The sequence below is a fragment of the Cecembia rubra genome, from assembly GCF_003014575.1.
GTDB classification, from domain to species: domain Bacteria; phylum Bacteroidota; class Bacteroidia; order Cytophagales; family Cyclobacteriaceae; genus Cecembia_A; species Cecembia_A rubra.
In genome coordinates this window covers 59,989-75,641 of record NZ_PYGF01000002.1, presented here as the reverse complement: position 1 = coordinate 75,641, position 15,653 = coordinate 59,989, and the positions used below count along the sequence as shown (strand labels likewise).

Genomic DNA, 15,653 nt, shown 5'->3' with positions numbered 1-15,653 from the left:
TTAAGAAATTTCCACCAAAGTGATATCAAAAATCAAATCTTTTCCTGCCAAAGGATGGTTCGCATCCAAAGTGATTTTGACCTCATCAACATAGGTCACTTTCACAGGTACCGGCTGACCCGCCTGATTTTGAAGAGACAATTCCATGCCTACTTCAGGATTGATATGAGGAGGAACCTGCTCCATTGGGATATCCAACATCATGTCTTCTCTTTTTTCACCATAAGCCTCTACACAGGGAATAGTCACACTTTTCGCCTCACCTATCTCCATACCATGTACTGCCGCGTCAAAACCTTTGATCATATTGCCATCACCAAGTACAAACTGAAGTGGTTCTTTGTTTGTAGAACTGTCAAATACAGTTCCATCTTCCAGTCTTCCGGTGTAGTGAACTTTCACTGCATCGCCTTTGCTTGCTACTGCCATAATTTGCTTTTTGAATTGATTATTAGCAAAGGTAACACTTTTGATGCCCAATAAAAAACCTGTCCGCTATCTCCCATCACCCTGTCCGATTTTTATATAGAAATGTTCGTTTTTGAACACTTTCATTCTTATATTTGACGAAAAGAGGCAAAAAATGATGTTTTTCAAAATGGCATCATTTTGTCATGATATATAAAAAATTCAGTGCTATGGAAAATCCTCAACTTGGAAAAATATTGATCATAGATGACAACGAAGATTTGTTGTTTGCGGCAAAAATGCTTTTAAAAAAATTTGCCAAAGAAGTTACCATTGAAAAAGACCCCCGGCGTATTCCTTTTTTGGTCAACAACAATAGCTATGATGTTATTCTATTGGACATGAATTTCACGGAGGACACCACTTCTGGAAAAGAAGGGTTTCACTGGTTAAAACAAATCAAAGAGATTGATCCAAAAGCAGTGGTCATATTAATTACAGCCTTTGGGGATGTGGAAATGGCAGTTAAGGCATTGAAAGAAGGAGCCACAGATTTTATCCTTAAGCCATGGCAAAATGAAAAACTCCTGGCTACCCTTACCGCTGCCAGTAGATTGAAAGAAAGTTATGATGAAGTGGACAAGCTTTCCAAAAAGCAGAAACAGCTTCAATCTGATGCAAAAAAGCCCTATATAGACATCATTGGTCACAGTGCTTCCATGAAAAACATCTTTTCAATAATTGACAAAGTGGCACAGACTGACGCCAATGTATTGATCCTTGGGGAAAACGGAACAGGAAAAGAATTAATTGCAAGGGCCATTCATGACAGGTCACTGAGAAAAGATGAGATTTTTGTGGGAGTGGATATGGGAGCTATTACAGAGACGCTTTTTGAAAGCGAACTCTTCGGGCATAAGCGTGGGGCATTTACTGACGCCAAAGAAGACCGGGCAGGAAGATTTGAAATTGCGGATAACGGCACCTTATTTCTAGATGAAATCGGAAACCTGAGCATGCCTCTTCAATCAAAACTACTTACGGTACTTCAAAAAAGAGAAGTGACCAGAATTGGAACGAACAAGCCTATTCCTGTTGACATCAGGTTAATTTGTGCAACAAATATGCCTGTCCATGATATGGTTTTGGACAACACCTTCAGGCAGGATTTGCTTTATAGAATCAACACGGTCGAAATTTTCCTTCCTCCATTGAGGGAAAGACAAGACGATATACCTTTATTATCAGAACATTTCCTTAAAGTATACAGTCAAAAATACCGCAAAACTTTCAAGGGATTTACTCCTTCGGCCATGCAATTGCTCCAAAGGTATAATTGGCCCGGAAACATCCGTGAGCTACAACATGCCATAGAAAGAGCCATCATCATGGCTGATGGTGAAGAATTGGACAGCAGGGATTTCTTTTTCCTTTCTGCCAAACCTGTCAATGAAAAGATTACAACTCCTGCAACATTTAACCTGGACGAAGTCGAGAAAACCACTATTCAGCGGGTAATCGATAAGAATGGGGGAAATATTTCCAAAGCGGCAAAAGAACTGGGTTTGACCCGTGCTTCTTTGTACAGAAGATTAGAAAAATATGGATTATAAAGTTGGTCTGCTCGGAAGAATCGCTCTTTTGGCCGGTTCCCTATTTTTATTATCCTATTTCATTATCAATGGGTCAGGGGTATTTGTGATATCCCTTTTCATTATTCTTGTGTTGGCACAGGTAATTTTTCTTGTTCGCTACTCAGAAAATTCATTCAAAAAGGTGCGTCAATTTTTGGACAATATCAAGCAAGATGATTATACTAATGTATATCCGGTAAAATTTGACGGTACTGAGACTGATGACCTTCACATAGAATTCAATGCCATTTTGGCAAAACTGCAGGAAGACCAGGCAGAAAAAGAAGCCAATTACCAATACTTCCGCTCAGTTTTTCAACATCTGAGCATTGGTTTGATCACATTTGATGAGGAAGGAAAAGTGCAGATTGTCAATACTGCTGCCAAGCGCATGCTCAATATCCAAAATCTGATCAATATCCATGAAGTTGAAAAAATCAATAAGGAATTGCATCATGCCATACATCACCTCAGAACTGGCGGTAGTGAACTGATCAAAATTGCCCATCCGGATGGCATTATGCAGCTCTCAGTCTATGTCATTGAGTTAATTTTACGTGATACCAAGTTCAAACTTGTATCTCTTCAGAATATCCAAAGCGAACTTGAAGAAAAAGAAATGGAAGCATGGCAAAATCTGGTTCGGGTACTAACCCATGAAATCATGAACAGTATTGCTCCTATTTCTTCTCTTGCTGCTACGGTCAAATCTGACATTGAAAACAAATTGGACTTGAATATTACTGTGGCCCAATCTGATCTGGAAGATTACCTAATGGCAATTGGTACCATAGAAAAGCGAAGTGAAGGAATGATCAATTTTGTGAGTGAATTTAGAAGCTTGGCTCATATCCCAATCCCAAAATTCCAGACCATCCAATTAAAAAAACTATTTGTCCAACTGGAAACTTTGTTGCAACATCAATTTGACAATCATCAGATTATCCTACGGACCCAAATAGAACCAGACGAACTTATCCTCTTTGGTGACCAGAACCTGATCGAACAGGTACTGATCAATCTGATCCAAAATGCAATCCACGCAGTAGAAGATGCAGTCATGCGGATTATCACTTTGAGAGCCTATATTGACGAATCTGGCAAAATAATTATTGAAGTCAGTGACAGTGGAAAAGGGATAGAAGAAGAGGCTCTTGCCAAAATATTCATACCTTTCTTTACGACCAAAAAAACTGGTTCTGGAATTGGTTTGAGTCTATCAAAGCAAATCATGAGAAGGCACAAAGGTAACATCCAGGTCAAATCCAAAATTGGAGAAGGCACTACTTTCAAATTGATCTTTAATGCTTAATCAAGAAAGCTAACCTTCAAGTCTGGATAAGAAACAATGCTTTTGATAGTTATCTCCCTTTTGAATAAACATAAGAAGGTCCATCACAAGCAGCCCAGGAATTATTGATCAGGCTCCTATCATTCCTGACATATAATGTCTCTCTGGCCCCTTCCCCACAATTGGCCGCCATGTTGATATTGGTATCGAATCTCAGGTACAACACATAAAGGATGGTTTCATTCTTCTCTTCATAAGTTTCAAATGAGTAAACTCCAAGAGCCTGTGTGGGTACCTCGAGCTTATCCCCAATACCCTTAGGTTTGTAAGAAAATTTGATAAACGTCCCGTCATGGTTGAAAATATACTTCTCCTCAAAATCTATCTGTTTTTCTGGCATTTCGGGAATTTGCCAAGCAGGAATCATTTGCACCAAATTCCAATACCCATTAATGGTAAATTCAGGCTCTTTATCATCCTGATTGCAGGAAGCCAGTCCGAAAAACAATAAAAAACCAAATAGGAAAATTTTTTTCATAACCTCATCAACTCTGGTATAAAAACGCTTTACTTAAAGCAATGTTTGTTCTTTTTTCATGAGGTACTTAAAACTGAGCAGAATTACAGCATTTAAGAATTCAAATTGAAATTTCAGGACTTATTAAAATCAAATTACCAAACTCACCACAGCCATAACAATCCATTCACAAACAACCATTTGAACCCTCAAAACTTCTTGAAAGCTTAATGTCTATTTCATCATGAAATGAAGTGGCGCACCTAACTTGCGTGCAAAACTCATAGTGTTGAAAACACATTTTAAAACCATAGTAATTTCCGATGTACACCTGGGTACAAAAGGATCAAAGGCTAAAGAAGTTGCTAGATTTCTAAAGCTATATAGTTGCGAAAATTTAATTCTCAATGGAGACATTATTGATGGCTGGCAGCTAAAAAAATCCGGATCATGGAAAAGAAAACATACCAGGTTCTTTAACAGGGTGTTAAAAATGATCGAGCAAGAAAAAACAAACGTATTTTACTTAAGAGGCAACCACGATGATTTTTTGGATCAAATCCTCCCCATCCAAATCGGTAACCTTTCAATCCTCAATGACATGATTTATGAAAGCAATGGTAAAAAGTACTTTGTTACCCATGGTGATATTTTTGACAGTGTTACTACTAATTTCAGATGGATTGCCCAATTGGGAGATATCGGTTATACTTTTCTTCTTTGGCTCAACAGGTTAGTCAACCATCACAGGAGGAAAAGAGGGCTTCCCTACTTCTCACTTTCACAATATGTAAAAGGGAAAGTGAAAACAGCTGTTTCCTATATAGACCAATATGAAATTGAGCTGGCAAAAATGGCCAAAGCCAAGGGCTGTGACGGTATTATATGTGGCCACATTCACAAGGCCGAGAACCGTGTCATTGAGGGTATAGAATATCTCAATTCAGGAGATTGGGTAGAATCAATGAGTGCCCTGAGTGAGGACCACGATGGCAATTGGCAATTGATTTATTTTAACCAGATTTCATTCAAAAAATCTCCAGAAGAAAAAATTGTCTATTTCCCTGTCAGGGATCATAAATCCGTTGCATTTGAAGCAATGCCTGATGGGTTAACCCCCAAAAGTTCCTTCTATAAATGAAGTTCCTATTTATTGTACAGGGAGAAGGCAGAGGACATATGACTCAAGCCATTTCCCTTTCCCAATTGCTCAAATCATCAGGGCACGAAGTGGTCGGTATTTGTATCGGAAAAAGCTCAAGGAGAGAAATTCCGGATTTTGTAAAAAATGCCTTGAATTACCCGATACATACTTTTGAAAGTCCCAACTTTTTTACGGATAAAACAGGCAAAGGCATACTTTTAGGTAAAACCATCTTTCTCAATTTACGCTTATTCCCAGTATTTCGAAGAAGCCTTAAATTCCTACATACCATTATCACAGAGACTAAGCCCGAAATCATAATTAACTTCTATGATATCTTAGGCGGTTTGTACAATTTTTTATACAGACCACAAAGTGAATTTTGGGTAATTGGGCATCAATACCTTTTGTACCACCCAGAATTTCTATTCTCGCCCAACCAGAAGCTTCAAAAGCTATTGTTTAAATTCAACACTTCTATTACAAGCCTTTATGCCAACAAAAAACTGGCCCTGTCATTTAGACCGATGAGGCCAAGTAGAGATAAAAAACTTGTAGTACTCCCCCCTTTGCTCAGAGAAGAAATCAGATCAATTCCAACCGGTGAAGGGGATTTTTACCTCACTTACATGGTAAATGCAGGTTATGGAGAAGAGATCATTGCCTTTGGAGCTTCCCATCCTGACTTGAAAATTGAAGTATTTTGGGATAAAAAAGATGCTCCAAAAGTCTATACCCCTCTACCTAATATCACATTCCATCAAGTCAATGACAGGCTTTTTTTGCAAAAAATGGCAACCTGTAAAGGCCTTGCCTGTACTGCTGGATTTGAATCTGTTTGTGAGGCTATGTATTTCGGGAAGCCTGTGATGGTAGTACCTGTGAAGGGCCAGTATGAACAGGCATGTAATGCAATCGATACTGAAAATTCAGGAGCTGGAATATATCACCATTGCTTTGATTTTAGATTATTTGATGATTACCTGAAGCAAAATCAAGTTCAAAACTTCTCAGCTAGGGATTGGATTGACAGTTTTCCTATAATCTTTGGTAAAATTCTGAAACCTGAACCTGTTTTTTCAGATTTTGAAAATCTTACAGGATCGGAAAATCTTCAAATGAGCACTTCCTGATTTTTTCCTTAATTCAACAAACTTATACCTGAATAATCTGGTTTAGTACTCAGTTTATACCCATTCAACAACCAGCCATACCCTTATGGCAAAATGGATGAGGAAAATTGATAATTTGCACCTTCCTTGATTCAAATTTGAAAAAATTTGATGCTTTTGAAAATTCCATTACCTGGACAATTCAAAAAATACTAAATTCAAGGCTGCTTATTTGGAAAGAAGATTCATGAATATAGAGAAACAAAGGCTTCAGGAAGACAGGGAATGGAAGAAGCATTGGAAAAAGTGGGGGCCTTATTTGACAGAGAGACAGTGGGGTACCGTAAGGGAAGATTACAGTCCCAATGGTGCTGCCTGGGACAATGTGACTCATGACGAAGCCAGAAGCAAAGCTTACAGGTGGGGGGAAGAAGGAATTGGAGGAATTTCAGATTACAAGCAAAAACTTTGTATTTCATGGGCATTTTGGAATGGGAAAGACCCCATGATCAAAGAGAGACTTTTTGGACTTACCGGTCCTCAGGGCAATCATGGGGAGGATGTAAAGGAATTATATTATTACTTAGATTCGACCCCGACGCACAGCTACATGAAGATGCTGTACAAATATCCTCAAAATGAATTCCCTTATAAGCAACTCGTTGAAGAAAATAGGAGAAGGACCAAAAACGACCCTGAATTTGAGATTTTGGATACCGGTATATTCGATGATGATGCATATTTTGACATTTTTATTGAATATGCGAAAAATGATTTTGAAGATATTATCGCTTTTGCCACGATTCACAATAGAGGAAAAGAGGATGCAGAAATTTGGGTAATGCCTACCATATGGTTCAGAAAGGTCTGGTTTACCGGCCATGAACCATTTTTGCCAAAACTCTCAAAATTGAACGACAAAACCATAAAGGCATACAGCCCAAAAAGTGGAAATTATTTCTTCTCCTTTGATGGAAATCCAGAATTCAAATTCTGTGACAACGAAACCAACCGGGAAAGGCTATATCATATACCCAATGAAAAAAGATACCTGAAGGATGCCATCAATGATTATGTAGTCCATAAATTTTCACATCATCTCAATCCGGATGATTATGGCACAAAAATGGCCGCAATCTATAAAATCACTATTCCCGCTGGAAAAAGTCATGTAGTGAAATTCAGGATGACCCATCAAATAATTGGAGATTGCATCACTCCATGTGAAGAAATTCTGGAGCAAAGAAAAAAAGAAGCAGATGCATTTTACAGTGAAATTCAGGAAAGGGTCAAGGATGCAGACATGAGAAATGTCCAGAGACAGGCCTTTGCCGGAATGATGTGGGGAAAGCAATTTTACTACTACAATGTAGAGCGATGGCTGGAGGGTGACCCCGGAAGGTATTCTCCACCAAGAGAAAGAAAAAAGGGAAGAAACCATAATTGGCGGCATCTACACAATTACGACATCATCTCCATGCCCGATAAATGGGAATATCCTTGGTATGCTGCCTGGGATCTGGCTTTTCACTGCATTCCCATTGCAAGAATTGATCCTGACTTTGCCAAAAACCAATTGATCTTACTTTTGAATGATTGGTACATGCATCCTAATGGGCAAATTCCAGCTTATGAATGGAATTTCAGTGATGTAAATCCACCTGTACATGCTTATGCCGTGATCCGTGTTTACCAGATCGACAAAAAATTAAACGGAGGAATAGGTGACCAAGCTTTCTTGGAAAGATGCTTCCACAAATTGATGATCAATTTTACCTGGTGGGTCAATCAGAAAGACAGTGATGGAAAAAACATTTTTGAAGGTGGATTCCTTGGCCTGGACAATATTTCTGTAATCGACAGAAGTCATGCCCATCATTACAAGGGTAAATTGGAACAAGCTGATGCCACCTCTTGGATGGCAATGTTCTCCCTGAACATGTTGAGGATTTCCCTTGACCTATGCGAATTCAACAAAAGCTATCAATATACTGCCGGAAAATTCCTTGAGCATTTCCTCTACATTGCTGGAGCTATGAACAACATCTCCGGTGAAAGTATCAGTTTGTGGAATGATGAAGAGAATTTCTTCTTCGACCTTTTTCATCTTCCCGGTAAGGAACCACAGGTCATGAAAGTAAAATCCATAGTGGGTATCATACCGCTTTTCGCAGTAGAGTCCATAAGGGTTGACATGTTTGATAGCCTGCCTGATTTCAAAAAACGAATGGAATTTTTCCTAAAGGAAAAGCCAAAATTGGCTGCTTTGGTATCAAGTTGGATCAAACCTGGATTTGAAAAAAGAAGGTTATTCTCACTTCTCAGAGGTCACCGTATGAAAAGCATCCTGAATAAAATGCTGGACCCTGAGGAATTCTTGAGTGAATACGGAGTCAGATCCCTCTCTAAATACCATGAAAAACACCCCTACAGCCTAAGAATCAATGGGGATGTATTGACTGTAAAATATACTCCCGGGGAATCTGATTCTTTGATGTTTGGAGGAAATTCTAACTGGAGGGGACCGATTTGGTTTCCTATCAACCACCTCATTATTGAATCCCTTAGAAAGTTTGATTACTACTATGGAGGTGAGTTTTCCATTGAATACCCAACAGGATCAGGAAATTTCCTTACCATGGACCTGATCGCAAAAGAACTTTCGCTCAGATGTATCAAGATTTTCTTAAAAGATAAGCAGGGATACCGACCTGTGTATGGAAAGCATAAAAAACTGCAGGAAGACCCACACTTCAAAGACTACATCTTATTTTACGAGTATTTTAATGGTGATAATGGAACAGGTTTGGGGGCATCCCATCAGACAGGCTGGACTGGATTGGTGGCAGAAATGATCCATAAATATTACAAAAGTCAAAAAGAACCACAAGAAAATGCTGAGGCCATATTTAGAATCTGATAGGATTGAAGCTGGATGTGACGAAGTAGGCAGAGGATGTCTTTGTGGACCTGTAGTAGCGGCTGCAGTAATTCTTCCCACAGATTACGCCAATGCGTTTATCAATGATTCAAAAAAACTCAGCAAATCCAACAGAAACTCACTTGTAGATGAGATCAAATCATCCGCCATTGCTTGGTCTATAGCTGAAGCAAGTGTAGAGGAAATAGATAGGATCAACATCCTACACGCCTCTTTCTTGGCTATGACGCGGGCTGTAGAGAAACTCAAAAAAAGTCCAGACCATTTGTTAATTGATGGTAATCGATTCAAAACTTCTTTGGCAATTCCATTTTCCTGTATTGTGAAGGGGGATTCCAAATTTGCCAGCATAGCAGCTGCTTCTATCCTGGCAAAAGTGTACCGTGATGAATTGATGGAAAAAATGGCGAAGGAATATCCTGGTTATGGTTGGGAGAAAAATGCGGGCTATCCTACAAAGACCCACCGGGAAGGAATCCTCAAGCTAGGCTTGACACCGATCCATAGAAAATCTTTCAGGCATCTTCCTAAGCAAATGAAATTGGATTTTTAAAACCGCATCAACATATAGCCTTGCGGTACGTACTTGGTCAGGGTAGTCAGCATTGAAAGGGCGATCTCTGTACCTTCCCATACATCCGAAGTTTTCATATCCCTTGCAACAAGGGATTGCCCACACACATAAAATTCAACACCGGAAGCCTTCAAAGCTTTATACACAGGCAGATTTGGATTTTTCACTCCATATAGTTTTTCATAAAATATATCATTTAAAACACTGTATACAGCACCCCCGTGCACCGCAACTTTGATTTTCATGTTCTCCATTGGTACTCCCCCTAACCCGTGGAGATTTATCATTCGGGCGATATTATCAACCATTCGGTTAATCTGCTTAGGGTCCTCAGCTCCAGTAACCAGATCGATGATTATTTTGAATTCCACACTTGGGTCAGGCATCTCTTTGGCCTCTGGTATTGCATAGATTCCTCCAAAACCCTTAACAATTGGAAATTGAACTTCTTGTGAAAATGCAGTTTTATAAAACCCGAAAATCGATAAAAACAAAATAGGTAGATACTTCAAAGTATTGATAGTTTAGATGTCCATTATTAAGGTGTTTCTGACACTCATGCATGGAGCACAAACTCAAACTTCAATTTTACGGATAATAAACTCAGCTTGATTGACTCTGCCCCCCTGTGGTATTGTCAATCCAAAAATTACAAATTTATTTTCGTACCAATGTAAAAATTTTGGGGAAGGCAAATAATTTAGAATAGTTGGATCGGTTAAGAGATGCTGAACTTGGTTGATTTGGACACTTTCTCCTTTATTGATTTCGTAAATTTTTTTACCTGGAAGATTCCTAAGGTTTTGATTTCCTCCAAACAAAAAATAAATCGTGGAATCCTGATTGGTCAACTGTAAGTCTGAGGCATTTAATTTGTAATCATAATACAGCTTCACTGATTTATCAAACACCTTTTCCCCTTCATGATCAATAGCTATGAAATGGGCGAATTTTCTCACTTTTCCAATGGGCTGGGAAACTATTGTCACAAATCCATCCCCTGCTACTGCATCCACCAAAATCATTCCCCTGTTAAAGTTTGTCCTTTTTGGTTTTTTGGACTTTTTATTATTCCCCAAATAATCATAAAACCCTTCCAATTCTTTATAAGGATATAGTTGAAAACGTTGTTCCAAAAATTCATTGATTTCTAAATTAAAATACCCAGAAAACCACTCCCCATATTTATTACTGTAAATTCCAACGATTTTTTGTTCATCAAAAGGGCCGTGCAAAAATTTGGCATTCCTAATAAAAAAATTCTTTTTTTCCGGGATTTCAACTGGTATATCCAATAACCTGTTACCTTCTTGATCAAAGGATACAACTTGCAGGTGTTTGCGCTTTTTTTCCCCTAACATCAATAGAAGGTCTACTTGATCATTAACTACATTAATATCCCAAATCCTGGTATTGGGCCTAAAAAAATCTGTAATCGTTGAAAGGTGATCTTGGTCAAAATTATAAATCTCCATGACATCTCCATCTTCTAATACGCCAATCATCAAAATGGCTGACGAAAAAGCCTTAAAAAAAGAAGGGAAATCAAAATTTGACTGAACATCTCGGATATTGTATAATCCGGTTTCAAGATCAACAATCAAAAGTTTTTTAAGGTAATTATTAGATTCCCCATAGCCCAATATAATAAACGCTTGATCACCATGGATATCTGCTTCTAATTTCTCAACGTTGGGTGGTAATTGAAGGGATTGGAAGGCAATGTTTTCAAATGATTCGTTTTTCACACTGAAATCTATCTCCCCTTTGGCCTGATGGACTTTGTATACAAACAATTTTTTATCCACTGGTAAAACACCGTAAATTTCAGGGGTGCTTCTTGTAAAAAACAAACCAGAATCAATTTGGGCAATAACAGTATGTCCAAACACTAAAAAAAGAATCAAAACAACAGTCCGAGCAACAATCCCGAGATGGTATTTTCCTATCACCCTCATAAGTAAAATCTACGGGTTTTGACAAACAAGGTTTTAAATGAATTAGAAAAACCTCTGATTTTGCCGAAATAAGCATCTTATGGAATAAAAATTCCCAATGCAAGGAACTACTATTTTGGAACCTCCACTTCAAATTCCCGCTGGAAAGGCACTCCATCCCAGCTCATCCCTTCCACTCTTACCCATATCCGGCTGGTCAAATGAGATAGGTTAAAATCCAGCTTATGCTTATTCATTTCACTGGACCATTCAATCCTGGGATTCCAAAAAATCGCTGACCTACGTGGAATAACACCTTCATTGTTTTTTAGCACGGGAAAATTAGGGACATGGGAATATCCCTTTACTTTGAACAATTGAAACTGACCAGCATCAAAAACCACATCTCTATTCAATTGTCTACTTCCTTTCTTGGTCTTTACTACAATGGCACCCCCAAATCCTTGTATGCCAAAAATATTCGCTGAGAAAGTAAAGATCTCGATAGATTCAACCTCAGCAGCTATTATGCTTTTTAGGTAACTCCATACTTCTGCTTCATCTCCAAAAAACCGTGCCCCGTCTATAATCAATACAGGTGCTCCTGCATCCAATCCAAAATTATACCTGCCAAATCCACCGGGTGGCATATTCATGGCTATCACTTGATCCAATGACAAGTCAGGCCTAGCCTCTAAAAAAGCCGATCCTATGCTTCTATCCCCTTTTCCATAGCCGTAATCGCTTTCTTCCCAATTTGGAAGCGCTGTATTGCTTACCGTGACTTCTTCCAATTCAAAGTAATCACCTGACATCAAATCCGCATAGGCATATTCCAATTCTCCACTGGGAGCATTTACTAAATTGTACCTTACCCGAGGCAAAAAAGTTTCCACTTCCGGAGATTGAATTGAAGAAAGTATGACCTGACCAAAACGCTTCCTCTTATCATTTAAGGCTGCAATTGCAATGTCTAACGTATCCCTGAAATTCAGACCGGTGACCCAGAAATATCCACTGGTATCTGAACGGACCACTCCATAATCTTCTAGCTGCCCTTGGACTATGGTAATTGGAACATTCAAAGGTTTTTTTGGCCTGTCCTTAAAATACCCCGATATGGAATTGCCATATTCTATCTGAAACCTTGGCGCATCAAATCGGATGGACTTCTCCGGACCATAAAGCCAATTCATTGTCCTTCCAATATTTTGGTGAAATCCAGCATCAGGATTAAGGTCAGCATCCAAAACTGAAACGCTGAATTCCCCTCCCACAAAATCCAGGTCAGCTTCAAGAATTTCAAGCTCTAATTCGACTTTCTTTGACCAGGAAGAGGATTCGAACCTTGGAGTTAAGACCACCTCAATGCTTTCTTCATCCCTTTCCCCTCCTTCATTTTGTGCTAAATGGGCAAGCTGATTTTTCCGGATCACGGGGATAGGAAGATAGGTAAAACCATCATCCTCATAATTGCGCATCCATTGGGTATATGCCCTCAAGACATAATTTTCGGGCGTCAATTGATCTGGCAGCACCAAAACCCCTTTGGCTTTTCCTTTCTCAATGGGTAATTTTTCAGAAACAATGACCTTGAAGTTCTTGTCATATAGCTCTACATGCAACAACCTGCTCAAAGTGTCCGAATAAATTGGATTCTGGTAAAGCATGGTGGCATTGAACCAAATAGCTTCCCCTGGATAATAAAATGATTTATTCAGGGTCAGGTGGGGTTTTTCCCTGAGGTTATTCCATTTGGTATTCTGAATAATGGCAGAATCAAAATCCACCAACAACTTCCCCAATTCTTCATCAGGTTCGAAATCATGGGGCAGAAACCTCGCCATCCGTTCTCTCCCCATATAGCCTGATCTTACCAATTGGGTGGGGTCAGGAAGCACACCATACTTATCCACTATAAAATAACCTAAAGGAGCCTCCAGCCAGGAAATGGTATGGTAAACATCCTGGTAATAATCATTTGGCCATGGTTTCCTTTTAAAATGAACCTCTAATTTCTTTGGAAGAACGATGACATTATAGCCCTCAACCAATTCACAGATATATAATGAATCACGGGTAATAGGTTGTATGGAATTGCCAATTTCATAATAAAAGTCATTGGTCCTTGGCTCCATAATTCTTTCCGGCATGACTTCAAACAGGTCATAATCCAAATAATCCAATTTATTTTCTACTAATTGCTGAATCAAATGTCTCAATGAACCTTGGAAGGCAGCATTTCTTTTTATCTTTTGATCTTCGGTATTGACTTGCTCCTTGAAGTTTACCAAACCATAATACTGAAATCCCTTCCTGGTCTCAAAAAATCTCTCTAAATGATATTCAATATCGTAGCCCAATGCATTGTTTTCAATTTGGACGGGCCCTTCAGCTTTTGCCGCAAAATATTTAATACCGTTTTCCCTTTCTTCTTCAAAGTCCAGCACCCATGGATTCATAATCCTGCTATTCTTAAGAAATGGGTCATCCGGAAGTGCCAAAAAAACCTTTTCAAATCTTTTTAAATCCCTTTCCCACTTCTTGTCTCTTTTGGCTTTTAGCTGAACCTCTTCAAGCTGGTTGACCTTTGGTTCCAGTTCAAAATTAACAGTAATATTACTTCTGCCATTGACAGCAATACTCCTGAATTTTGTATAATATCCCATAAAGGAAACCGCAAGCTCAAAGTTTTGGGGAAGCTGGCCGGTGATGGAATAATTACCATTGATATCCGTAGTAGCACCTAGGGTGGTATTGCTGATAAAAACATTGGAAAAGGGCAAAGGCTCACCTGAACGTTCATCCAAAACTTTACCCGAAATGGTCTGGGCAAATAAGGAACCTGTCAAGAAGGAAAAAACCAGACAATTCAGGAAAATTAAAAATACCTTTCTCTGATAAAATGAAATTTTTATTTCCCTCATGCCGGAAAATACGAAAAAATCAGTTATCAAGTTTTAAAAACTTCTTTTTCGAAAAAAAAATAAAGCCCCGGAATTTCCGAGGCTTTGTGCGCACGAGAAGAGTCGAACTTCCACGCCCGAACGGGCACTACCCCCTCAAAGTAGCGTGTCTACCAATTTCACCACGTGCGCTTTTGGGGTCTGCAAAAGTAGAAAGCTTTGCTGTTCGTTGCAAGTCAAAACTTCAACTTTCATGTAAAATTTTATTGGAACACCTTTCTTTCTGCAGCCAATAAAGTATTGTACAATAAAGAGGCTATGGTCATCGGCCCAACCCCACCTGGAACAGGTGTAATTGCTGAAGCTTTTGCAGCCACTTCTTCAAACTTCACGTCACCGATTAACCTAAAGCCAGACTTCTTTGTAGAATCATCAATTCGGTGTATCCCTACATCAACCACCACTGCGCCCTCTTTTACCATGTCGGCAGTAACAAATTCAGGTTTTCCTATTGCCACTATTAGAATATCAGCAGCCTTGGTAATTTCTGGAAGATTTTTTGTACGGCTGTGCGTCAAAGTCACTGTGCAATTGCCTGGATAATCATTCCTCGCCATCAGAATACTCATAGGAGAACCCACTATATGACTCCTTCCAATAACCACACAATGCTTTCCTGAAGTTTCTATTTTATATCGCTTCAACAATTCCACTATTCCATAAGGCGTAGCGGCCACATAAGCCGGCCATCCCAAGGTCATTCGTCCCACATTTGCAGGCGTGAAGCCATCCACATCCTTTTCAGGTTTGATTTTATTCGTAACTTTTTCAACAGAAATATGCTTGGGTAAAGGAAGCTGTACAATCAAACCATCAATAGCAGGATTCTGATTGATATCCTCAACCACTTTCAACAATTCCTCCTCAGACACCTCATCTTCCAATCTCACCAATGTTGACTCAAAGCCTACCTGTTCACAGGCCTTCACCTTAGCACCCACATACGTTTGACTAGCCCCGTCATTTCCTACAAGCACAGCTGCCAAATGCGGTATTTTCCCGCCTTCAGCCCTGATCTCTGCTACCCTTGCAGCAATTTCTGACTTGATTTGATCCGAGGTTTTTTTACCGTCTATAAGTATTGGCATAAAGGTAGAATGGTTAATAGAGATTGGTTGATTAGTTATTA

At 39.1% G+C, this 15,653-nt stretch carries 12 protein-coding genes and 1 tRNA gene; 6 read left to right on the top strand and 7 right to left on the bottom strand.

The window, feature by feature from the left end:
* A complete protein-coding gene (locus CLV48_RS05150) occupies nucleotides 1–429 on the bottom strand; it encodes an FKBP-type peptidyl-prolyl cis-trans isomerase (protein ID WP_106566532.1) in 429 nt (142 codons plus the stop codon).
* 209 nt (nucleotides 430–638) lie between these two features.
* On the opposite strand from CLV48_RS05150, the gene CLV48_RS05145 reads away from it, so the two are divergent.
* A complete protein-coding gene (locus CLV48_RS05145) occupies nucleotides 639–2,021 on the top strand; it encodes a sigma-54-dependent transcriptional regulator (protein ID WP_106566531.1) in 1,383 nt (460 codons plus the stop codon).
* A complete protein-coding gene (locus CLV48_RS05140; protein WP_106566204.1) occupies nucleotides 2,011–3,354 on the top strand; it encodes a sensor histidine kinase in 1,344 nt (447 codons plus the stop codon). The genes CLV48_RS05145 and CLV48_RS05140 overlap by 11 nt, the downstream gene beginning before the upstream one ends.
* A 49-nt stretch (nucleotides 3,355–3,403) precedes the next feature.
* On the opposite strand, the gene CLV48_RS05135 is transcribed toward CLV48_RS05140, so the two are convergent.
* A complete protein-coding gene (locus CLV48_RS05135) occupies nucleotides 3,404–3,871 on the bottom strand; it encodes a hypothetical protein (RefSeq protein WP_106566203.1) in 468 nt (155 codons plus the stop codon).
* A 268-nt stretch (nucleotides 3,872–4,139) separates the two neighbouring features.
* Between CLV48_RS05135 and CLV48_RS05130 the strand changes: the two genes are divergently transcribed.
* The 4 genes from CLV48_RS05130 to CLV48_RS05115 all read left to right on the top strand — a co-directional run bounded on the left by CLV48_RS05130 (nucleotide 4,140) and on the right by CLV48_RS05115 (nucleotide 9,600).
* Nucleotides 4,140–4,991, top strand: coding sequence for a UDP-2,3-diacylglucosamine diphosphatase (locus tag CLV48_RS05130; protein ID WP_106566530.1), 852 nt, complete (start codon nucleotides 4,140–4,142; stop codon nucleotides 4,989–4,991).
* On the top strand, nucleotides 4,988–6,127 hold the full coding sequence (locus CLV48_RS05125) for a glycosyltransferase family protein (protein ID WP_106566202.1): 1,140 nt from the start codon (nucleotides 4,988–4,990) through the stop codon (nucleotides 6,125–6,127). The genes CLV48_RS05130 and CLV48_RS05125 overlap by 4 nt, the downstream gene beginning before the upstream one ends.
* 226 nt (nucleotides 6,128–6,353) lie before the next feature.
* Entirely contained in the window at nucleotides 6,354–9,026 is a 2,673-nt protein-coding gene (locus tag CLV48_RS05120; RefSeq protein WP_106566201.1) for an MGH1-like glycoside hydrolase domain-containing protein, read from the top strand.
* Entirely contained in the window at nucleotides 9,001–9,600 is a 600-nt protein-coding gene (locus CLV48_RS05115; RefSeq protein WP_106566200.1) for a ribonuclease HII, read from the top strand. The genes CLV48_RS05120 and CLV48_RS05115 overlap by 26 nt, the downstream gene beginning before the upstream one ends.
* On the opposite strand, the gene CLV48_RS05110 is transcribed toward CLV48_RS05115, so the two are convergent.
* From CLV48_RS05110 to folD, 5 genes are all read right to left on the bottom strand, one after another.
* Nucleotides 9,597–10,133 carry a DsrE family protein gene (locus CLV48_RS05110; protein WP_245889491.1) on the bottom strand — a complete coding sequence of 179 codons (537 nt, stop codon included), beginning with the start codon at nucleotides 10,131–10,133 and terminating at the stop codon, nucleotides 9,597–9,599. The genes CLV48_RS05115 and CLV48_RS05110 overlap by 4 nt on opposite strands.
* Nucleotides 10,134–10,196: 63 nt before the next feature.
* Entirely contained in the window at nucleotides 10,197–11,579 is a 1,383-nt protein-coding gene (locus tag CLV48_RS05105; protein ID WP_106566198.1) for a hypothetical protein, read from the bottom strand.
* Nucleotides 11,580–11,689: 110 nt separating this feature from the next.
* A complete protein-coding gene (locus CLV48_RS05100; RefSeq protein WP_106566197.1) occupies nucleotides 11,690–14,485 on the bottom strand; it encodes a carboxypeptidase-like regulatory domain-containing protein in 2,796 nt (931 codons plus the stop codon).
* A gap of 87 nt (nucleotides 14,486–14,572) precedes the next feature.
* A tRNA-Leu gene (locus tag CLV48_RS05095) sits at nucleotides 14,573–14,656 on the bottom strand.
* Between the two features lie 71 nt (nucleotides 14,657–14,727).
* Complete coding sequence (folD, locus tag CLV48_RS05090; protein WP_106566196.1) at nucleotides 14,728–15,612, bottom strand: bifunctional methylenetetrahydrofolate dehydrogenase/methenyltetrahydrofolate cyclohydrolase FolD; 885 nt, start codon at nucleotides 15,610–15,612, stop codon at nucleotides 14,728–14,730.
* Nucleotides 15,613–15,653 lie beyond the last annotated feature (41 nt).

Coding starts and splice junctions, on each gene's coding strand:
- CLV48_RS05150 (WP_106566532.1), bottom strand. CDS start 429: ATGGCAGTAGCAAGCAAAGGCGATGCAGTGAAAGTTCACTACACCGGA.
- CLV48_RS05145 (WP_106566531.1), top strand. CDS start 639: ATGGAAAATCCTCAACTTGGAAAAATATTGATCATAGATGACAACGAA.
- CLV48_RS05140 (WP_106566204.1), top strand. CDS start 2,011: ATGGATTATAAAGTTGGTCTGCTCGGAAGAATCGCTCTTTTGGCCGGT.
- CLV48_RS05135 (WP_106566203.1), bottom strand. CDS start 3,871: ATGAAAAAAATTTTCCTATTTGGTTTTTTATTGTTTTTCGGACTGGCT.
- CLV48_RS05125 (WP_106566202.1), top strand. CDS start 4,988: ATGAAGTTCCTATTTATTGTACAGGGAGAAGGCAGAGGACATATGACT.
- CLV48_RS05120 (WP_106566201.1), top strand. CDS start 6,354: ATGAATATAGAGAAACAAAGGCTTCAGGAAGACAGGGAATGGAAGAAG.
- CLV48_RS05115 (WP_106566200.1), top strand. CDS start 9,001: ATGCTGAGGCCATATTTAGAATCTGATAGGATTGAAGCTGGATGTGAC.
- CLV48_RS05105 (WP_106566198.1), bottom strand. CDS start 11,579: ATGAGGGTGATAGGAAAATACCATCTCGGGATTGTTGCTCGGACTGTT.
- CLV48_RS05100 (WP_106566197.1), bottom strand. CDS start 14,485: ATGAGGGAAATAAAAATTTCATTTTATCAGAGAAAGGTATTTTTAATT.
- folD (WP_106566196.1), bottom strand. CDS start 15,612: ATGCCAATACTTATAGACGGTAAAAAAACCTCGGATCAAATCAAGTCA.